The 19,084-nt window shown below is 73.6% G+C and carries 18 protein-coding genes and 1 pseudogene; 11 read left to right on the top strand and 8 right to left on the bottom strand.

Going from position 1 to position 19,084, the window contains the following annotated elements:
- Positions 1-123 precede the first annotated feature (123 nt).
- Positions 124-1,290 carry a hypothetical protein gene (locus tag ACFV1W_RS26810; protein WP_380419800.1) on the bottom strand — a complete coding sequence of 389 codons (1,167 nt, stop codon included), beginning with the start codon at positions 1,288-1,290 and terminating at the stop codon, positions 124-126.
- Positions 1,291-1,376: 86 nt separating this feature from the next.
- Positions 1,377-2,102 (bottom strand): rhomboid family intramembrane serine protease, encoded by a 726-nt coding sequence (locus tag ACFV1W_RS26805; protein WP_380419799.1) that lies wholly within the window; start codon positions 2,100-2,102, stop codon positions 1,377-1,379.
- An 83-nt stretch (positions 2,103-2,185) separates the two neighbouring features.
- On the opposite strand from ACFV1W_RS26805, the gene ACFV1W_RS26800 reads away from it, so the two are divergent.
- Complete coding sequence (locus tag ACFV1W_RS26800; RefSeq protein ID WP_380419798.1) at positions 2,186-2,704, top strand: YbhB/YbcL family Raf kinase inhibitor-like protein; 519 nt, start codon at positions 2,186-2,188, stop codon at positions 2,702-2,704.
- A 59-nt stretch (positions 2,705-2,763) separates the two neighbouring features.
- Here ACFV1W_RS26800 and ACFV1W_RS26795 read toward each other — a convergent pair whose 3' ends face one another.
- Positions 2,764-3,732, bottom strand: a complete 969-nt coding sequence (locus ACFV1W_RS26795) for a helix-turn-helix transcriptional regulator (RefSeq protein ID WP_380419797.1) — start codon at positions 3,730-3,732, stop codon at positions 2,764-2,766.
- Positions 3,733-3,826: 94 nt separating this feature from the next.
- On the opposite strand from ACFV1W_RS26795, the gene ACFV1W_RS26790 reads away from it, so the two are divergent.
- Complete coding sequence (locus ACFV1W_RS26790) at positions 3,827-5,308, top strand: MFS transporter (RefSeq protein WP_380419796.1); 1,482 nt, start codon at positions 3,827-3,829, stop codon at positions 5,306-5,308.
- A 96-nt stretch (positions 5,309-5,404) separates the two neighbouring features.
- Positions 5,405-5,626, top strand: coding sequence for a KTSC domain-containing protein (locus ACFV1W_RS26785; RefSeq protein WP_380419795.1), 222 nt, complete (start codon positions 5,405-5,407; stop codon positions 5,624-5,626).
- A gap of 25 nt (positions 5,627-5,651) precedes the next feature.
- Here the strand turns inward: ACFV1W_RS26785 and ACFV1W_RS26780 are convergent, their stop codons facing one another.
- Complete coding sequence (locus ACFV1W_RS26780; protein ID WP_380419794.1) at positions 5,652-6,296, bottom strand: HhH-GPD-type base excision DNA repair protein; 645 nt, start codon at positions 6,294-6,296, stop codon at positions 5,652-5,654.
- Positions 6,297-6,580: 284 nt separating this feature from the next.
- On the opposite strand from ACFV1W_RS26780, the gene ACFV1W_RS26775 reads away from it, so the two are divergent.
- From ACFV1W_RS26775 to ACFV1W_RS26765, 3 genes and pseudogenes are all read left to right on the top strand, one after another.
- Positions 6,581-6,928, top strand: coding sequence for a DoxX family protein (locus ACFV1W_RS26775; protein WP_380419793.1), 348 nt, complete (start codon positions 6,581-6,583; stop codon positions 6,926-6,928).
- A gap of 158 nt (positions 6,929-7,086) precedes the next feature.
- Entirely contained in the window at positions 7,087-9,474 is a 2,388-nt protein-coding gene (locus ACFV1W_RS26770; RefSeq protein WP_380419792.1) for a germacradienol/geosmin synthase, read from the top strand.
- A gap of 77 nt (positions 9,475-9,551) precedes the next feature.
- Positions 9,552-9,740, top strand: a pseudogene (locus ACFV1W_RS26765) (DUF664 domain-containing protein); the annotation flags it as partial.
- An 88-nt stretch (positions 9,741-9,828) separates the two neighbouring features.
- On the opposite strand, the gene ACFV1W_RS26760 reads toward ACFV1W_RS26765, so the two are convergent.
- The gene (locus ACFV1W_RS26760) at positions 9,829-10,596 is read right to left on the bottom strand and encodes an ArsR/SmtB family transcription factor (protein ID WP_380419791.1); all 768 of its coding nucleotides are present in this window, start codon (positions 10,594-10,596) and stop codon (positions 9,829-9,831) included.
- Between the two features lie 82 nt (positions 10,597-10,678).
- On the opposite strand from ACFV1W_RS26760, the gene ACFV1W_RS26755 reads away from it, so the two are divergent.
- Both ACFV1W_RS26755 and ACFV1W_RS26750 read left to right on the top strand, forming a co-directional pair.
- Positions 10,679-11,953 (top strand): hypothetical protein, encoded by a 1,275-nt coding sequence (locus tag ACFV1W_RS26755; RefSeq protein WP_380419790.1) that lies wholly within the window; start codon positions 10,679-10,681, stop codon positions 11,951-11,953.
- Entirely contained in the window at positions 11,950-12,813 is an 864-nt protein-coding gene (locus ACFV1W_RS26750) for an isocitrate lyase/phosphoenolpyruvate mutase family protein (RefSeq protein ID WP_380419789.1), read from the top strand. The genes ACFV1W_RS26755 and ACFV1W_RS26750 overlap by 4 nt, the downstream gene beginning before the upstream one ends.
- 58 nt (positions 12,814-12,871) lie before the next feature.
- Here the strand turns inward: ACFV1W_RS26750 and ACFV1W_RS26745 are convergent, their stop codons facing one another.
- Positions 12,872-13,648: a TetR/AcrR family transcriptional regulator gene (locus ACFV1W_RS26745; protein ID WP_380419788.1), complete on the bottom strand. Its 777-nt coding sequence runs from the start codon at positions 13,646-13,648 to the stop codon at positions 12,872-12,874.
- A 242-nt stretch (positions 13,649-13,890) separates the two neighbouring features.
- On the opposite strand from ACFV1W_RS26745, the gene ACFV1W_RS26740 reads away from it, so the two are divergent.
- Both ACFV1W_RS26740 and ACFV1W_RS26735 read left to right on the top strand, forming a co-directional pair.
- Positions 13,891-15,414, top strand: a complete 1,524-nt coding sequence (locus ACFV1W_RS26740) for an MFS transporter (protein ID WP_380419787.1) — start codon at positions 13,891-13,893, stop codon at positions 15,412-15,414.
- A gap of 177 nt (positions 15,415-15,591) precedes the next feature.
- Positions 15,592-16,296 carry a helix-turn-helix domain-containing protein gene (locus tag ACFV1W_RS26735; protein ID WP_380419786.1) on the top strand — a complete coding sequence of 235 codons (705 nt, stop codon included), beginning with the start codon at positions 15,592-15,594 and terminating at the stop codon, positions 16,294-16,296.
- A 9-nt stretch (positions 16,297-16,305) separates the two neighbouring features.
- Here ACFV1W_RS26735 and ACFV1W_RS26730 read toward each other — a convergent pair whose 3' ends face one another.
- The gene (locus ACFV1W_RS26730) at positions 16,306-16,707 is read right to left on the bottom strand and encodes a VOC family protein (protein ID WP_380419785.1); all 402 of its coding nucleotides are present in this window, start codon (positions 16,705-16,707) and stop codon (positions 16,306-16,308) included.
- A 246-nt stretch (positions 16,708-16,953) separates the two neighbouring features.
- On the opposite strand from ACFV1W_RS26730, the gene ACFV1W_RS26725 reads away from it, so the two are divergent.
- The gene (locus tag ACFV1W_RS26725) at positions 16,954-17,919 is read left to right on the top strand and encodes a molybdopterin-dependent oxidoreductase (RefSeq protein ID WP_380419784.1); all 966 of its coding nucleotides are present in this window, start codon (positions 16,954-16,956) and stop codon (positions 17,917-17,919) included.
- On the opposite strand, the gene ACFV1W_RS26720 is transcribed toward ACFV1W_RS26725, so the two are convergent.
- Positions 17,894-18,979, bottom strand: coding sequence for an alpha/beta fold hydrolase (locus ACFV1W_RS26720; protein WP_380419783.1), 1,086 nt, complete (start codon positions 18,977-18,979; stop codon positions 17,894-17,896). The two genes, ACFV1W_RS26725 and ACFV1W_RS26720, sit on opposite strands and share 26 nt — an antisense overlap.
- Positions 18,980-19,084: the final 105 nt, after the last annotated feature.

The following is a 19,084-nucleotide window of genomic DNA, read 5'->3' as shown; positions in this document are numbered from 1 at the left end:
CCGATCCCGTCCAGGAGCGCGTATGACCTCCGCTGCCGCCCGAGGACCGTCCGGGAGATCGCTTGCAGCTCGGGCAGGAGATCTCGCGCAGCCTGTCCGGGACGTCCGGGGGGCGGCGGTGGGTCAGCTCCCGAGGGCGGTGCCGATCCGGTCGAGGGAGGACAGCCGCATCAGGCCGTAGTGGTAGAACTCGACCTCGGGGACGCCGAGTCCGCGCAGGACGGCGATCTTGGCGGCGAGGTTCTCCGGGCCGTCGCAGTCCGCGGCCATCGGACGCAGGATCACCGCCATCCGCTCCGGGCGGACTCCGTGCAGGGCGAAGGCGGCGAGCTTCTCCCGGACGGCCTCCGCGCTCCCGGCGTAACCGAGGGTCTCGATCCGGTCGGTGGCCCGGGCGAGGGCGGGCAGGTCGATGCCGGACAGCCAGCCCCTCCCGGGGCCGCCGCCGTCCATGAAGCTCAACCGCATGCCGTGGTGGCGGGCCCGTTCGGCGAGTTCGGCGGCGAGCGAGGTGACGGTGGCGGCGGAGGCGTCCACGTAGGCGGCGAAGGCGCCGTCGGCGAGGGCGCTCAGATCGGCGGGTTCGGCGGCGGCCTCCTGGTCGGCCAGGCGGCGGCGCAGTTCGGTCCGGACGGCCTCGGCGACCCGCTCGGCGGGGACGCCCGCGCGGGTGGCGGCGGCGCGGCAGTGCGGGCAGAAGCAGACGCCGAGCAGGGCCTCGGCGGTCGGGCCCAGCTCCTCGAAGTAGCGCTCGTGGTGGTAGCCGTGGCGCAGGCCGTGGAAGTGCAGGGACTCGGCGCGGATCGCGTCCACGCCGTACCGGGCGAGTTCGTCGACCAGGGTCAGCGCGTACTCGCGGACCTCGGGGTGGGCCGGGCAGAGCTCGGTCAGGTGGCGGTCGCCGAAGGCGTTGGCCGGGGCGCAGTCGGGGTGGGCGAACCCGAGCCGGTCGTTGTGGCAGAAGACCGTCCAGGCGTGCAGCTTGAGGCCGCGGCGGCCGGCCTCGGCAGCGGCCTCGGCGAACGGGTCGCGCTCGCCGATCGCGCTGGACGGGACGGGGGCGAGGCGGCGGCCCGCCCAGCGGCCCGGGTCGGGGCGGAAGTACGCGGCGCCGGGCTCCAGGTAGCGGATCACCCGGCGGGGGTTGTGCGGGAAGACGTCGCGGGCCCCGTGGTAGACGGCGGCCAGGGTGACGCCGCCGACGCCGGCCCGTTCGGTGAGGTTGCCGAAGAAGGTGTCGGCGCCCTCGTCGAGCAGGTCGGTGGCGAAGGCGAGGACGGACGACTCCACGGTGCGGCTCCGGAGCTGGGGGCGGGTGCGTCGTTCACGCTAGCCGGAGGGGCGGAAATGGTCTATACCTGATGCGCCCGGTCGGGTCAGAGGCCCAGGTCGTCCAGCTCCTTGAGCAGGGCGGCGTTGGGACCGCCGGGGGTGGAGGTGGCGGTCCCGGTCCCGGTTCCGATACCGGTCGCGGCCTTGGCGGGGGCCGGGCGCGGGGCCCGGTTGCGGAAGATCCAGGCCCCGGCCAGGCCGCCGATCAGGCCGCCCAGGTGGGCCGCCCAGCTGATGCCCGGGGCGACCCCGGGCAGGGCGCTGGTGACCATGTAGGCGTAGGAGGCGCCGAGCACCACGCCGATCAGGGTGTCGATCAGGTTGCGGTCGATGATGCCGCGCAGCACGACGTAGCCGAAGTAGCCGAACACCACGCCGCTGGCGCCCGCGCCGACGGTGTTCGGCGGGTCGAAGACCCAGGCCGTCAGCTCGCTGGTCAGGGCGAGCAGCACGGTCAGGCCGAGGAACTTCTTCACCCCGCGGTAGGCCGCCAGGAATCCGAAGACGAACAGCGGGCCCGAGTTGGCCTCCAGGTGGGCCCAGTTCCAGTGCAGGAAGGGCGCGGTGACGACGTTCGGCAGCCTGGTCACGTCCTGCGGGACCACGCCGAAGCGGCGGCCGAGGTCGTAGTCGTCCATCCAGTTCACCAGCTGGATCAGCCAGATCGCGGCCAGTACCCCGACCATGGTGAAGAGCGCCCGACGGGCGTCCGCGATCATCGTGGCGGGATCGAGCGTGCTCGCCGTGCTGCTGGTGCGTTCCGAGGCCATGGACTCGACTGTAGGGGGCGGCCGGATCGGTCGTGCACCCCATTACAGTGATCCGTGTCATTCCGACCGTGAGAGGTGCACCCATGAGTGTTCGTCCGCCGTTGCCGTACGAGTTCCTGCCGCAGGTGCCGTCCTTCGAGCTGAGCAGCCGGGACATCACCGAAGGCGGCACGCTGGGCCAGGAGTTCATCCACGGCGGCGGCAACCTCTCGCCGCACCTGGCCTGGTCGGGCCTGCCGGAGGGCACCCGGAGCATCGCCGTCACCTGCTACGACCCGGACGCGCCGACCGGCTCCGGCTGGTGGCACTGGCTGGCCCTCAACCTGCCCGCCGACACCGCCGAACTGCCGCGCGGCGCCGGCTCCTCGGACGAGGCCCTGCCGGGCGCGGCCTCCTTCCACGGGCGCAACGACTTCCCGGACAACAAGTACGACGGCGCCGCCCCGCCGCCCGGGGCCCCGCACCGGTACGTGTTCGCGGTGCACGCGCTGGACGTGGAGAAGCTGGACGTCGACGCCGGCACCCCGGCCGCCCAGATCGGCTTCAACCTCACCTTCCACACCCTCGGGCGGGCGCTGCTGACGGCCGAGTACGGGGTCTGAGCCCCCTTCCCGCCGGGGCCCGCCGTCTCCACGGCGGCCCCCGGCTCGACTTCCCCGGCTCAACCCGCCCGGTTCGCCGCGCGGTCGGCCCTGGCCGCGATCGTGCGCAGCTGCTCGCGCAGCTCCGGGGGCTCGTGCACCTCGAAGTCGCAGTCCAGCATCAGCAGTCCGGCCGCCAGCCACTTCAGGGAGTCGGCCCGGGAGCGCAGGCGGCAGCTGTGGTCGTCGATCGGTTCGATCTCGTAGTCGCCGGTCCAGGGCATCCAGCCGTCGACCTCGGCCGCGGGGCGGTGGACGGTGGCCACCATCGTGTGGGTCGGTGAGTGGCGGCGCAGCCGGCTCGCCACGAACACGGCGGCGTCCTCGGCCGGGAGCGGGCGCGGGGTGAAGCGGGCGCCGGTGGCGAACGGTTCGGTGATCCGGTCGACCCGGAAGAGCCGCCAGTCGCACCGGTCCAGGTCGTAGCCGATCAGGTACCAGCGGCGGCCGGTCGAGACGAGCCGCTCGGGCTCGACGTTGCGCCGGGTCTCGGCGCCGTTGCGGGCCCGGTAGGCGAAGCGCAGCCGCTCGTGGTTGGTGACGGCGCCGGCGAGCAGGGTCAGGGCCTCCGGGTCGACGGTCGGGCCGTCCCCGGTGAGCAGCGGCACGGTGGCCGTGTTCAGGGTGCCCACCCGGTGCCGCAGCCGGCCCGGCAGCACCTGGAGCAGCTTGCCGAGCGCCCGTACCGAGGCCTCCTCGATGCCGACCACCGCGTGCCCGGCGGCCGCCCGCAGTCCGACGGCGATGGCCACCGCCTCCTCGTCGTCCAGCAGCAGCGGCGGCATCGCGGTGCCCGCGACGAGCCGGTAGCCGCCGACCGCGCCCATGGTGGCCTGCACCGGGTAGCCGAGGTCGCGCAGCCGGTCGATGTCCCGGCGGATGGTGCGCGGGCTGACGCCGAGCCGCTCGGCGAGTTCGCTGCCGGGCCACTCGCGCGGGGTCTGCAGCAGGGACAGCAGGTTCAGCAGCCGGGCCGGCGTATCGCTCATGCCCTCCAGCATGCCCGAGGAAGTGGGACAGGATCTGACCTACATGGCCCGTACCGTTCCGGAGGTGCAGCAGCGGACGAGTGAGGAGAACGGAATGAGTACGGCGGGAGCCGACCGGCGGAGGTGGATCGCGCTGGCGATCGTGATGGTCGCCTCCTTCATGGACCTGGTGGACGTCACCATCGTCAACATCGCCATCCCGAGCATCCAGCAGGACACCGGGGCCTCCTTCGGCGCCATCCAGTGGGTCACCGGCGGCTACGCCCTGGCCTTCGCGATCGGGCTGATCACCGGCGGGCGGCTCGGTGACATCCACGGCCGCAAGCGGCTGTTCCTGATCGGCATCGGCGGCTTCACGCTGGCCTCGGCGCTGTGCGGGCTGGCCTCCGGCCCGGAGATGCTGGTCGCGATGCGTATCCTGCAGGGCGGGACGGCGGCCCTGATGGTGCCGCAGGTGCTGTCGATCGTCCACGCGACCTTCCCGGCGGAGGAGCGCGGCAAGGTCTTCGGGATGTTCGGCGCGGTGGTCGGGCTGGGCGCGGTGTCCGGTCCGATGATCGGCGCGCTGCTCACCGAGTGGGACCTGCTGGGCCTCGAATGGCGGCCGATCTTCCTGATCAACCTGCCCGTCGGCATCGCCGGACTGCTGCTCGGGCGCCGCTTCATCGACGAGTCCAGGGCCGAGCACGCGCTCAAGCTGGACCTGGTCGGCGTGGCGCTGGCCAGCCTCGGGCTGCTGATGCTGATCTACCCGCTGACCCACGGCCGGGAGGCCGGCTGGCCGCTCTGGGGCTACCTGTCGATGGCCGGCAGTCTGCCGGTGTTCGTGCTCTTCGTGGTGTACGAGAAGGCCAAGACGCGGCGGGACGGCTCGCCGCTGGTCGAACTGTCGCTGTTCCGGGTGAAGAGCTTCGCGGCCGGGATCTGCGTCCAGCTGGCCTTCGGCGTCGCGCTCGGCATCTTCTTCCTGGTCTGGACGCTCTACATGCAGGTCGGGCTCGGCTGGAGCCCGCTCAAGGCGGGCGCCACCGGCATCCCGTTCTCGCTCGCGGTCTCCACGGCGGCCGGGATCTCGGTGCAGAAGCTGGTGCCGCGGTTCGGACGCAAGGTGCTCCAGGCGGGCGCGCTGGTCATGGCCGTGGGCGTGCTCACCTACATCGGGGAGGTGCACCGGTACGGGACGGGCATCGAGCCCTGGCAGATGGCGCTGCCGCTGGTGGTGATGGGCCTCGGGATGGGGCTGATCGTCGCGCCGATCACTGACGCGATCCTGTCCGAGGTGCCGCGCCGGCACGCCGGGTCGGCCTCGGGGCTGATCAACACCGTGCAGCAGGTGGGCAACGCGCTCGGGCTCGGACTGGTGTCGGTGGCCTTCTTCGGGGCGATGGACGACGTGGTCGCGCCGGACGCGCTGGGGACGGCCTTCGGCGGGGCGTTCGTACACGCGATGTGGTGGGTCGCGGGGGTGCTGCTGGCGGTGTTCCTGCTGATGTTCGCGCTGCCGCGCAAGCGCGGGACGGCGGTCGAGGCCGGTGCCCCGGACGGCGCGGACCAGCGGGAGTCCGTCCTGGTGTGACGGTTCCGGCTCCGGGTTCGGTTCCGGCTTCCGGTTTCGGGTGAGGGCCTCGGTCGCGCTGCGCGGCCGGGGCCCTCGTCGCACACTGGGAGGGTCATGGACCGTACGGCGGTGGACTCCTCGGTGCTGCGCTCGGTCGGGTACGACCCGCGGGCGCGGGTGCTGGAGCTGGAGTTCACCGGCGGGCCGGTGTACCGGTACGCGGACGTGCCGGCGCGGGTGCACCGGGAACTGCTCGCGGCGGAGAGCCACGGACGGTACTTCGCCCGGTCGGTCCGCGGGCGGTACGCCTACGCGCTGGTGCCCGGTCGCGGGTAGTCGCTGCCGTCCCCGGGCCGGGGGTTCAACGGGCGCCGGAGACGGCCGCGGCGGCGGTCCGGGTGGTGGTGCGGGGCTTGGCGGCGGCGGCCTTCGCCTCCTTCGCCGCACGTTTCGTCTCCTGCTTGAACTCCCGCACCAGGGCGAGGGATTCGGGGCCGGTGATGTCGGCGACCGAGCGGTGCGCGCCCTCCTCGCCGTACACGCCGGCCGCCTCGCGCCAGCCCTCGGGCCGTACTCCGTACTGCTTGCCGAGCAGCGCCAGGAAGATCTGCGACTTCTGCTTGCCGAAGCCGGGGAGGGCGTTGAGGCGGCTGAGCAGTTCCTTGCCGGTGCGGGTGTCCTTCCACAGCGCGGCGGCGTCGCCGTCGTACTGCGCGACGAGGAACTGGCACAGCTGCTGCACCCGTTTGGCCATCGCGGCCGGGTAGCGGTGGACGGCCGGCTTCGCGGAGAGCAGCGCGACGAACTCCTCCGGGCTGTAGGTGGCGATCTCGTGGGCGTCGAGGTCGTCCCGGCCGAGACGCTGGGCGATGGTCAACGGGCCGGTGAACGCCCACTCCATCGGCACCTGTTGGTCCAGCAGCATGCCGACGAGCGCGGCGAGCGCACTCCGTCCGAGCAGTTCGTCGGCCTCGGGCTGCTGGGCGAGCCGGACGGTGACGTTCATGAGGTGTGGCCTCCTCGGAGTTGACGTCGGTCGGCGCCCAGTCTGGATGACGTGACGTGGACGGACGCGGTCAACACGCCCGTACCTGAGGAAGTCTTGGTGTTTCCCGCCCTTGTCAGTCCTGCTTTGTTCGTTGGCGGAGCGGTTGTTGACGGTTTTCGGGAGGTGGCGCGGAAACATTTTTGTCCGCGGCTGTCACATCCGCCGGGTGCCCCGGGTCAGTGCCGTGTCCGACCGAATCCGATCGACTCGGATCGACCGATCACCGAACGGGGAGCACTCACATGTCCGTCGCCCACATCGTCGTCACCGTCCTCGGTGCCCTCATGGTCGGCTTCTCGGCGTACTCCGTCTTCGCCGGGGCCGCCTACGTCGTGGGGCCGCTCGCCGACTACGGCGTCCCGCGCGCCTGGTGGACCTGGCTCGGCGTCGCCAAGGCCGCCGGCGCCCTCGGCCTGCTGGTCGGCCTCGCCGTCCCGGCCGTCGGCTACGCGGCCGCCGTCGGCATCGTCCTCTACTTCCTCGGCGCCGTGATCACCGTCGCCCGCGCCCGCGCCTACGCCCACATCCCCTTCCCCCTGATCTACCTGGCCCCTGCCGCGGCCTCCCTCGCCCTCGGGCTCGCGGCCTGACCGGCCTCCCGCCGCGGGGGCGGCCCGCCGTCCGGGGGCCCGCCCCTGTTCGGCGCCAACAAGGTCATTTCATATGACTGTTGCGGTTGTCGCGGTGCGTCGAGGTGGCAGGGCGCCATTCTTGGTCCAATCGACGCGTCCAGAAAGGCTCGCCCGCCGTGACCCAGCCGTTCGAACTGCCGTCCTTCTACGTGCCGCACCCGGCGCGGCTCAATCCCCACCTGGACGAGGCCCGGGCCCACTCATCGGAATGGGCCCGGGAGATGGGGATGCTGGAGGGGTCCGGCATCTGGGAGCAGGCCGACCTGGATGCCCATGACTACGGGCTGCTCTGCGCCTACACCCATCCCGACGCCTCCGCCGAGGCGCTGTCGTTGGTCACCGACTGGTACGTCTGGGTGTTCTTCTTCGACGACCACTTCCTCGACATGTACAAGCGCACCAACGACCGGCGGGCCGGCAAGGCGCACCTCGACCGGCTGCCGCTGTTCATGCCGGCCGATCCGGAGGCCCCGGTGCCCGAGCCGGAGAACCCGGTCGAGGCGGGCCTGGCCGACCTGTGGCGGCGCACCGTGCCGGTGATGGGAGAGGACTGGCGGGCCCGGTTCGCCGAGAGCACCCGCAACCTGCTCAACGAGTCGCTGTGGGAACTAGCCAACATCGACGCCGGCCGGATCGCCAACCCGGTCGAGTACATCGAGATGCGCCGCAAGGTCGGCGGGGCGCCGTGGTCGGCGCAGCTGGTCGAGTACGCGGCCGGGGCCGAGGTGCCGAAGGAGGTGTCCGGTTCGCGTGCGCTGCGGGTGCTGATGGACGCCTTCTCCGACGGCGTGCACCTGCGCAACGACATCTTCTCGTACCAGCGCGAGGTCGAGGACGAGGGCGAACTGAGCAACGGCATCCTGGTCCTGGAGCGGTTCCTGGAGTGCTCCACCCAGGAGGCCGCCGAGGCGGTCAACGACCTGCTCACCTCGCGGCTGCAGCAGTTCGAGAACACCGTCTTCACCGAACTGCCCGTCCTGTTCGCGGAGACCGGGCTCGACCCGGCCGGCCGGGCCCGGGTGATGGCGTACGTCAAGGGGCTGCAGGACTGGCAGTCCGGCGGCCACGAGTGGCACATGAGGTCCAGCCGCTACATGAACGGCGGTGGAGCGGCGGCGGGTTCGGCGGGTGAGGTGGCGCCCGGCTCGGGCGGGGAACTGCCCGGGATGCCGGGGGCCGGCAACTGGTGGGACCAGTACGCGATCGGCGGGATCGGGACCTCGGCGCTGGACGTCCTGCGCAAGGGCGTCGGGACGCCGCAGGCCGCGGCGGCTCCGGCCGTACGGCGGGCGCGCTCGCACGGGCACGTGCCGTTCCGGGCCGTCGGGCCTTCCCGGCTGCCGGAGTTCGAGCTGCCGTTCGCGCTGTCGCTCAGCCCCCACCTGGACGGCGCGCGGGAGCGGGTGGTCGAGTGGGCCGAGCGGGTGGGCCTGCTCGCCGAGCACCCCGGCGTCCCCGGCTCGGGCATCTGGGACGCCGAGTCGATGCGCGACTACGACCTGCCGCTGTGCGCGGCCGGCATCCACCCCGACGCCACCGCCGACCAACTCGACATCGTCTCGGCCTGGTTGGCCTGGGGCACCTGGGCCGACGACTACTACCCGAGGATCTTCGGCAGCACTCGCGACCTGGCCGGCGCCAAGGCCGCCAACGCGCGGCTGCCGCTGTTCATGCCGCTGGACGGCGAGCCCGTGCCGGAACCGGTCAACGCGCTGGAGCGTGCCCTCGCCGACCTCTGGGATCGGACCGCGGCCCCGATGACCGCCGAGGCCCGGGGCGCGCTGCGCGAGTCGATCGAGGTGATGACGGCCAGCTGGATCTGGGAGCTGAGCAACCAGATCCAGAACCGTGTCCCGGACCCGGTCGACTACCTGGAGATGCGGCGCTCCACCTTCGGCTCCGAACTCACCACGATGCTCGCCCGGCTCGGCCACGGGAGGACCGTCCCGGCGGAGGTGTACCGGCACGGCTCGATGCGCGCGCTGGAGAACTCCGCGATGGACTACGCGTGCATGATGAACGACCTCTTCTCGTACCAGAAGGAGGTCGAGTACGAGGGCGAGCTGCACAACGCGGTGCTGGTGGTGCAGAACTTCTTCAACTGCGACTACCCGTCGGCGGTGCGGATCGTCGACGACCTGATGCACTCCCGGCTGGACCAGTTCCAGCACGTCGCTCAGCGGGAACTCCCGGTGATGTACGAGGACTTCGAGCTCGGCGCGGAGGCCCGCGAGCTGCTCGGCGGGTACGTGAAGGAGCTGGAGAACTGGCTCGCGGGCATCCTCAGCTGGCACCGGGGCTGCCGCCGGTACCGCATCGAGGACCTGGAGCGGCACTTCGGCGCCGAGCGGGACCTCGCGGGCGCGGTCCGGGCCCGGGCGGCGGCAGCGGCCGGGACCGGAGCCCGGGCCGGAACGGGGACGGGCGTGGTGCCGCTCGGCCCGACCGGCCTGGGCACCACCTCGCTGCGCCCGCCGGTGAGCGGCGCCGTACCGGCGGGCTGAGACGGGCACCGGGCCGCAGGAGCGCACCCTCGCGGGCCGTTCCGCGCGGGTGCGCCGCGTCGTGGACGGGCTGACAGGACGAACTGGTGCGGAGCCTGCCCGACCTGCACGCCGCCCACCCGCTGTCGCAGGCGCCCTGGTTCGAGCCGGGGGCGAGCTGGTCGGCCCGGCGCGTGCTGCTGCACCTGATCGCGGAGACCGCGCAGCACGCCGGGCACGCGGACATCATCCGGGAGGCGCTGGACGGGGCGAAGTCGATGGGCTGAGCCGCCGGTGGTTCCGAGGCGTGCTCAGGACGCCTCGACCGGTGTGGTGAGGGCGCTCAAGGCGCCTCGGACGGTGTGGTGAGGGGGCTCAGGACACCTCGACGCCGAGCAGCTCGCGCAGCGCCCGGCAGCCGTCCGGCGTGACCTTCAGGGCCCGGCCGGAGCCGATCCGCTCGACCCAGGCGCGGTCCAGCGCGGTGCGGCACAGGGCCGCGCCCAGCGCGCCGCCGAGGTGGCTGCGGCGCTCCGTCCAGTCCAGGCAGCTGCGCACCACCGGGCGACCGCCCGGTCGGCCGGCGCGCGGCGGCAGTTCGATCGACTGGGCGGCCAGCCAGCTGTGGCCGCGTTCGGTGACGGCGAGGCCGGCGCGGTCGGCGACCAGGCCGCGGTCGAGCAGGGCGTCGGCGACCGCCACGCCGAGGCGGCCGGCCAGGTGGTCGTAGCAGGTGCGGGCGCGGGCCTCGGCGCTCTGCCGGGTGGCCTCGCGGAGGTTGCGGGGCTCCGACCGGCCGGCGCGGGCGGGAGTGCTGCCCGTGGGAGCGGTGTGGCCGGGTGCGGCGGCCTCGGCCGTGGCCTGGGCGAAGACGGCGAGGTCCTCGATCACGGTCGCGACGGCGGTGGAGGCCAGCCGGACGTACCGGTGCCGCCCCTGCCGTGCCTCGGCCAGCAGCCCGCCCGCGATCAGCCGGGACAGGTGCTCGCTGGCGGTGGACGGCGCGACGCCCGCCGACCGGGCGAGCTCCCCCGCCGTCCAGGCGCGGCCGTCCAGCAGCGCGCAGCAGAAGGCGGCGCGGGTGGGGTCGGCGAGCAGCGCGGCGAAGGCGGTGAGCGCGGAGCCCCGCGGGTCCACTGTCATGCGTCCATGGTCGGCCATGCCTCCAGGGTCCCCCGGGCACTGTTCGGCCGGGGCCGAAACGACCCGGGGCCACGATGGCGGCATGAGCGATCCGAGGCCCCAAGACCCGACGTGCCGTGAACTTACCCTCTCCCGCTACGAGGACGTGACCGCGGCCCTGGCCGACCCGGCACTGGTCCCGCCGCCCGCCACGCCCGGCCCGTACGGCACGGTGGCCTGGCTGCGGGCCACCGTCGCCCGGTTCAGCGCGGGCGAGCCGCACGCCCGGCGCCGGGCGCTGGTGGTGGCCGACCTGGAACGGCTGGACCCGGGCGAGCTGCGGGCCCTGGCCGCGGGCGGCTTCGACCCGGACCTCCGGCTGCGGGTGGTGCGGACGCTCGCGCGGGCGCTCGGCCTGGCGGACCCGGAGGCCGTCGCCCGGGACGTGAAGGCGGTCGCCCGTGCGTACTTCGAGCCGGCGCCGGACGATCCGGCGGCGGACGCGGCGGTGGCCCGGCTGCTGCCCGCGATGGGCGACGACGACCCGGAGACGGCCGCCAACCGGATCGGGCTGCTCGTCCAGGCCTGCGAGGCCACCGCCTCGCTGGTCGAGCACGCCCGGCGCAGCGGCGGGCCGGCCGCCGCCCTGCGGGACGATCCGCCGATCCGGGCGATGCGGCGCTCCGCCGCCCGGGCGACCGAGGTGGGCGGGGTCGCGGTCCCCGCCGGGGCGCACGTACTGCTCGACCTCGACGCCGCCCGGGAGCCCGGCCGCGAGCCGCTGGCCTTCGGTGCCCCGCCCCGGCTCTGCCCGGGCCGCTCGCAGGCCCTGGTGATCGCCGAGGGCATCCTTTACGGCTCCTCCGATCCGGCGGACACCTCCCAGCCGCCCGCCGAGGAACCCCTCACCCAGGCCGAACTCGCCGCGCTGATCCCGGAGATGATCGACCACGTGCTCGCCCTGGCGGACACCTGGACGGCCTGGGACGGCCGCCCGCTCCTCAACGCCGACGGCCGGACCTACACCCCGCACAAGGCGATTCGCCGGGTCACCGACCATCTCCTCGATCACTGGGCCGAGTTGGAGGCCCGGCTGGCCGGCGAGCCGACCACCCCCGACCACTGGCACGCCTCCAACGTCACCACCCCGGCCGACCTGGTGCCGTTCACCGTCGCCGACCTGGACGAGGCCCGCAGCCGCCTCACCCGGCTCGGCCGGACCTGGTCGCTGCGGGTCGCGGCGCTGCCGGAAGGGCAGCTGGACGACTCGCCGGGGACGGGCTGGAGCTTCCGGCACATCGTGTGCCACCTCGCCAGGGCGGGCTTCTACTACGTGGACTCGGTGGGCCCGATCGAGCAGCAGGAGGCGGCGCGATGACCCGGCCCACCCCGATGGCCCGGCCCGCCCCGATGGCCGAGCCCGTGCCGACGACCCCGCCCGCCTCCACGACCCCGCCCGCCTCGATGACCCCGTTCGCCGCCCTGCACCACCGCCCCGGCCGCCCGCTGCTGCTCCTGAACGCCTGGGACCACGCCTCGGCCGCCGCCCTGGCCGCGGCCGGACATCCCGCGATCGGCACCACCAGCCTGGGGGTGGCGGCCGCCGCCGGACTGCCCGACGGCGCGGCCGCCACCCGCGCCGAGACCGTACGGCTGGCCCGGCGGTTGGGCCGCGACCGCTTCCTGCTGAGCGTCGACGTGGAGTCCGGCTTCAGCGACGACCCGGCCGAAGTGGCCGCCCTGGCCGTCGAGCTGGCGGAGGCCGGAGCGGTCGGCATCAACCTGGAGGACGGCCGGCCGGACGGCACGCTGGCGCCGTCCGCCGTCCACGCGGCGAAGGTGGCGGCGGTGAAGGCCGCCGTGCCGGAGCTGTTCCTGAACGCCCGCACCGACGCGTACTGGTGCGGCGCAGACGGGCCCGAGCCGGAGACCCTACGGCGGCTGGACGCCTACCAACGGGCGGGTGCGGACGGGGTGTTCGTGCCCGGCCTGGGCGATCCGGCGGTGATCGCCCGGCTGGTCGGCCGGCTGTCCGTCCCGCTCAACATCCTCTGGACGCCGACCGGTCCGGGCCTCGCCGAGCTGGCCGGGCTCGGGGTGGCCAGGGTCAGCCTGGGCTCGCTGCTGTACCGCTCGGCGCTGGCGGCGGCGGTGGCGACGGCCGCCGCCGTGGCCTCGGGCGGACCGGTCGCTCCGGTGCCGGGCTATGCCGAGGTCCAGGCGCTCAGCGGGAGCTGAGGGCCGGGGCGGTCCGGCAGGCCGAGGTGGATCCGGCGGACCGAGGGGCGGTCCGGGCTCAGGGCCCGGACCGCCTCGCCTCGATCCCGTCCAGGATCAGGTTGAGGCCGCGGAGGAAGTTGCTGTCCCGGCCGGCCTCGATCTCGTCCGGCACCTGGGTGGTGTACAGGCGGTGCAGTCGCGGGTGCGCCCTGGTGGCCTCGACGACGGCGGGCAGCAGCTGGTCCATGAACTCCTGCTCGCCCTGGCCGCTCCTGGTCAGCGCGCTCAGCCAGGCGGCCTCCACGCTGGCGGTGCCGATGGTGTAGCCCATGACGACGCCCATCACGTCGTTGGCCTCGCCGATCTCGAAGCCGGCCGTCTCCATCAGGGCCAGCAGGGCCTCGGAGAGCCGCATCCAGTTGGGGCCGAGGTAGACCATCCCGACGTCGCCCATCACGGCGACCATCCAGGGGTGGCGCACGACGGCCGCGCGCATGGCCTGGGTGCACTCGACGATGGCCGCGCGCCAGACCTGCGGGTCCTCGGCGCCCTCGGCCCGGGCCAGCGGGAGTTCGCCGAAGACGTGGTCGACGACCAGGGCGAGCAGCTCGTCCTTGTTGGCGACGTGGGTGTAGAGCGAGGTCGCACCGGCGTTGAGGCGGGCGCCGAGCTTGCGCATGCTCAGCGCGTCGATGCCCTCGGAATCCAGCAGTGCGAAGGCCTCGGCGACGATCTGCTCGCGGCTGAGGGCGGGCTGGGTCCGCCGTTTCTGCGGACGGTTCCACGGCGACGGGATGCCCGGCTGTGCGCCGGTGCGTCGCTCCGGCGGGGTGTCCTCCGACTTGGCCGTCATCAGGCCCTCCATTCCACGTGCCCCCTGGTCGGGTGCGGTCCGTCCAGCATAGGCCCCACTCCGCACACCGTACGGCCTTGCGAACAGTGTTCGGTCTCCGTACAGTGTTCGGCGTGGCGCACACCGTTCGGTCGGGGACGGGCGAAGGGTGTGCGCCGAAAGTGACTTCCGCGCGGCTGCCGCCGACGCGAGGACGTGCGCGGGGCTGCGGCCGACGTGCCGAATCAAAAGGGGGGATCGCGGTGGACCGTCACCCGCGTCGCTGGCTCATCCTGGTCGTGCTCTGCCTCAGCAGCCTGGTGCTGGTGATCGACAACATGGTGCTCACGGTGTCCGTCCCGCCGATCGCGGAGGACCTCAAGGCCGGGGCGCAGGACATCCAGTGGATCATCGACTCGTACATCCTGGTCTTCGCCGGTCTGCTGCTGACTTCGGGAAGCCTGTCCGACCGGTTCGGACGACGAAAAGTGATGATCATCGGGCTGGCGCTGTTCGGCGCCGCCTCACTGGTCGCCGCGGTCGCCGCGAGCCCCGGTGAACTGATCGCCGGCCGGGTGCTGATGGGCGTCGGCGGCGCCCTGGTCATGCCGAGCACCCTCTCCATCCTGATCACCGTCTTCGACGACGAGGAGCGGCCCAAGGCGATCGCCGCCTGGAGCGCGGTGGCCATGATCGGCCTGGTCGGCGGCCCGGTGCTGGGCGGCGCGCTGATCGCGCACTTCTGGTGGGGCGCGGTGTTCCTGCTCAACGTGCCGGTCGCGGCGGTGGCCATCGTCGCGGCGGTCGTGCTGATGCCGGAGTCCAAGGGCCCGTGGCGCAAGCCCGACCTGCCCGGCATGCTGCTCTCGATGGTCGGCATGACCGCCCTGGTCTGGTCGATCATCGTCCTCCCGCGGGACGGCTTCGCCCATGCCGGCACCCTCGGCTCGATGGCCGTCGCGGTCGCCGCGCTCACCGGCTTCGGCATCCGCCAGGTCCGCACCGACTCGCCGATGGTTCCGCTCAAGCTGTTCCGCAACCGGGTCTTCACCGGGGCGAGCCTCTCCCTCGTCCTGCTCACCTTCGCCACCGGCGGCCTGATGCTGGTACTCACCCAGTACCTGCAGTTCGTCCTGGAGTTCACGCCCACCGACACCGGCCTGGCCTTCATCCCGCTGGCCGTCGCCTCGCTCGCCTTCAATGTGATCGGCGCCGCGCTCGGCAAGAAGCTCCCGGCCCGGGTGCTGACCGCCGTCGGCATGGTGATCATCGCGGCCGGCTTCGGCCTGCTGGCCACGCTCTCGGTCGGCGACGGCTTCACCAAGGTCGCCCTGGCCATGCTGGTGCTCGGCATCGGCTCCGGCCTCGGCATGCCGGCCGCCGCCAACGCCCTGATGGGGGCGATCCCCGGCGAGCACGCCGGCGTCGGCTCCGCGCTCAACGACACCATCCAGCAGTCCGGCGCCGCGCTCGGCGTGGCCATCCTCGGCACCGTGCTCTCCAGCACCTACACCGGCTCGATGCCCTCCGACGCCCCCGCCCCGGCCCGGCACGCCATCACCGACGCCCTCGCCCTCTCCGCCGGCAGCGGCGACACCGCCCTGGCCCGGGCCGCCCGGGAGGCCTTCAACACCGCCACCTCCACCACCTTCACGGTCGGCGGGATCGCCGTCCTGGTGGCGGCGGCGCTCACCCTGGCGCTGATGCGGGGCAAGGCGGCCGCGGAGATCCCGGCCGAGCCCGTCGAAGCCGTCGAAGCCGTCGAAGCCGTCGAGGCGGTGGCCTGAGCTCCTCCGAAGCGGCCGGTACCCCGCCGGCCGTAACCCCCCACCCGGCCCCGGCTGCCCCGCGCAGCCGGGGCCGGCGGGCTTCCCGGGCGCGGGCTTCCGAGGGCCGCGGGCTTTCCCGGGGGGCCGCGGGTTTTCAGGGCGCACGGCCCGTCCGGCCCGCGTAGCCTTCGGAGCATGTCCACCCACTACGCGGAGCGCCCGTCCCGTTTGCCGGGGGCGGTGCTGTGGACGAAGGGCGGAGGCGGGGCGGCGGCCGACGGCGCAGCGGGTGGGCTGGTGCTGCCGGACGGGTGCATGGACCTGCTGTGGACGGAGGGCCGGCTACTGATCGCGGGGCCGGACACCCGGGCGTTCCGGCCCGGGCCGGGGCTGAGCGGGCCGTGGGCGGGCGTCCGCTTCCGCCCCGGGGCGGGGCCCGCGCTGCTCGGCGTGCCGGCGCACGAACTGCGGGACTGCCGGGTCGAGTTGGCGGACCTGTGGCCCGGCGGCGAGGCGCGGCGGCTGACCGAGCGGATCGACGCAGCACCGGACCCGGCCGCTGCACTGGAGGAACTGGCGCTGCGCCTGGCGGCCGCGGCGCCGCCCGAGGACCCGCTGGTACGGGCGGTGGCCGCTGCGCTCGCGGCCGGGCGCGGCGTCGCGGCGACGGCCGAGGCGGCCGGGCTCGGCGCCCGGCAGCTACACCGCCGCTCGCTGGCCGCCTTCGGTTACGGCCCCAAGACCCTCGCCCGGATTCTGCGGCTGCAGCGTGCCCTGGGGCTGGCCCGTTCCGGCGTCCCGCTCGCCGAGACGGCGGCCCGGACCGGCTACGCGGACCAGGCGCACTTGGCCCGTGACGTACGGGAGTTGGCCGGGACGCGGCTGACGGCGCTGCTGTGACGCGAGGCGCTACAGCAGCGCGAGCAGGTCGACGCCGTTGCCGTCCGGATCGCGCAGCGAGGCGTACCGCTGGCCCCAGAAGGCGTCCCACGGCTTCAACTCCCCGTGGTACCCGGCGTCGGTCAGCTCCCGGTACACCGCGTCCACGTGCGCCGGGTTCTGGCAGCGGAAGGCCAGCGCCGCCCGGGCACCGCCGGTCGGCGGTCGCCAGCCGGGGTGGAAGGAACGGACGGTCGACTCGGCGTCGAGCACCAGGAGCAGCCCGCCGGGCAGCTCGGCCTCGACGTGCGGCTCCTGCTCGGAGCCCTCGGGGAACACGAGCCCCAGCCGCCGGTAGAAGGCGACCGAGGCGGCCATGTCGGCGACGGCGAGGCCGATGAAGGCGAACCGGGGTGCGGGTGTGCTGTCCATGCCGCCACGGTAGGCGGCCACGGGCGGGCGGTCTTGAACGAATCGGACGTCCCCGGGCGCGCTACCCTCCCGGCATGCCGACCAGCGCCCCCGGCCGCGACGAACCGATTCACCTCGCCCCGTATGGCCGAGCTCCTGGCGCGGGCGCGGCAGGCCCGGCCTGGACGGCGGCCGGGAGTCCCGTTGTCAGTCGCTCCTTGTACCGTCGATCACGGCAGCAGTGGTCTTCGCACGGGGGTGTGGCGCATGTTCAGGACGGATCCGGAGACGCCCGACGTCTTCCGTACGCCGGTCGACGAGGTCTTCATCCGCAGCCACCTCGGCCGGCATCCGCGGCTCGACCCCGCCGCCTGGACGCTCACCGTCGAGGGCCTGGTGGAGCGCCCGCTGCGGCTGGACTTCCGGGATCTCCGACGCCTGCCGCAGACCGGCTTCACCGCCGTCCACGAGTGCTTCGGCAATCCGCTGCGCCCCACCGTGCCGACCCGCGCCGTCACCAATCTGGAGTGGGCCGGCGTTCCGCTCGCCGAGGTGCTGGCGCTGGCCGGCCCGCGCCCGGAGGCCCGGCACGTCTGGCTGGAGGGCGCCGACCGCGGCGACTTCGCGGGGGAGAGCGACGTGAGCTACCTCAAGGACCTGCCCCTGGAGGAGGCGCTCGCCGAGGTCGTCCTCGCGCACACCATGAACGGCGAACCGCTGCGCCCCGACCACGGCCACCCGGTGCGGGCGGTGGCGCCGCGGATGTTCGGCACGAACTCGGTCAAGTGGCTGACGCGTATCGTGCTGGCCGCCGAGCGGCCCGAGCACCTCTTCACCACCCGCCTGTACACCCGCGTGCTGCCGGGGGAGAGCGAGTCGCGGCCGGTCCGCGAGAAGGACGTCAGCAGCAAGCTGCTCACCCCGGGGGACGGGCAATCCGTCCCGGCCGGGGACTGCGAACTGGCGGGCTACGCCTGGAGTTCCACCGAGGTGACGGCCGTCGAGGTCGCCGTGGACGACGCCGGCTGGCAGCCCGCCGAGCTGGACCGGCGCGGCCCCGGCTTCGGCTGGCAGCGGTTCCGGCTGCGGTACGACCTCGCCCCGGGCCCGCACCGCATCCGCTGCCGGGCCACCGACTCCTCCGGGCGGGTCCAGCCGCTCACCGGGGACCGCAACGCCGTCCACGAGATACGGGTCACCGCCGAGGTCAGCGGGCGGCCGGCTGCGCGGTGACGGCCGGGCGGACGTGGGTGAGCATCAGGTCGAGGAACCGGTCGGGGTGGCGGAAGCTCGCGAAGTGGCTGGCGCCGCGGATCAGCGCGAACTCCTTGACCGGAGCGGTGACGTCGTCGAAGAACCGCTTGGCCGGCGCGGGCGGGGTCAGGACGTCGCTGTCGCCCTGGAAGACGAAGAACGGGATCCGGAAGTCCGTCCCCTCCGCCCGCTCGTCGAAGGCGGCGGCCTCCAGCTGGAGCCGCTCGGAGAACTCCATGGCCTTGAGGTAGGACCGCAGGCCGCGCAGGGTGTGCAGGGGTGAGAACCAGAGCGAGCGCATCACCACGGTCTTCATGGTGTCGTGGGAGAGCGGGTCGCTGGTGAGGACCAGCTTGTTGTACTCGGCGACGTCCTTGGTGGTCCACTTCGAGCGGTCGGCGCCCATCGCCACGGCGGCGGCCAGCTCCTTCTCCTTCTTCCGGCCGGCCGCGCGCAGCCGGGCGAGCAGGGCGTCGTAGGCGGTGCGCTCCCGGCCGCCGTCGATGATGTTCTGGTCGGTGCCGACGTAGCCGGAGTACAGCTCCGGGTGGTTGCGGGCCAGCCGCAGGCCGAGGACGGTGCCGAAGGAGTTGGCGACCAGCAGCAGCCGGTCGACGCCGAGCCGGGCCCGCAGGTGCTCGGTGACCTCCAGGGCGTCGCGGTACAGCTGCTGGTGGGTGAGCTCGCCCTGCCCCTGCGGGCCGCCCGCGGCGAAGGTGAATCCGGCGCCGCGCATGTCCCAGCGGACGATGGTGAAGTGCTTCTCCCAGGCGCGGGTGCGGGGGAGGAAGACCAGGTTGGAGGCGCCGGGGCCGCCGAGGATCTCCAGGACGACCGGGTTGCGGCGGTCCTCGCCGCGGATGGAGACCCACTGGTCGATGCCGCCGATCCGGACGAAGCCGGACTCCTCGATGCCCGCCGGGGCGGTGATCCGCAGCTTCCCGGCGAACGCGGCGCGCTTGAGCTGCCGGTAGCCCAGCAGGCCGGCGACGGGAGCGGCGAGGGCGGCGGCTGAGACGGTGGCGATGGTGGCGAGCATGGCATGTCCCCCAAACTGTTTATCGCGTCAGCAGATATGTTTAAGGTATATACAGTTCGAGGCGCTGTCAACGGGCGGCGCCCGGGAACAGCCGGGGACCGTCGA

Origin of the sequence: Kitasatospora sp. NPDC059648, from assembly GCF_042734825.1 — a bacterium.
Taxonomy (GTDB): domain Bacteria; phylum Actinomycetota; class Actinomycetes; order Streptomycetales; family Streptomycetaceae; genus Kitasatospora.
This window is presented reverse-complemented; position numbering and strand designations above follow the sequence as displayed.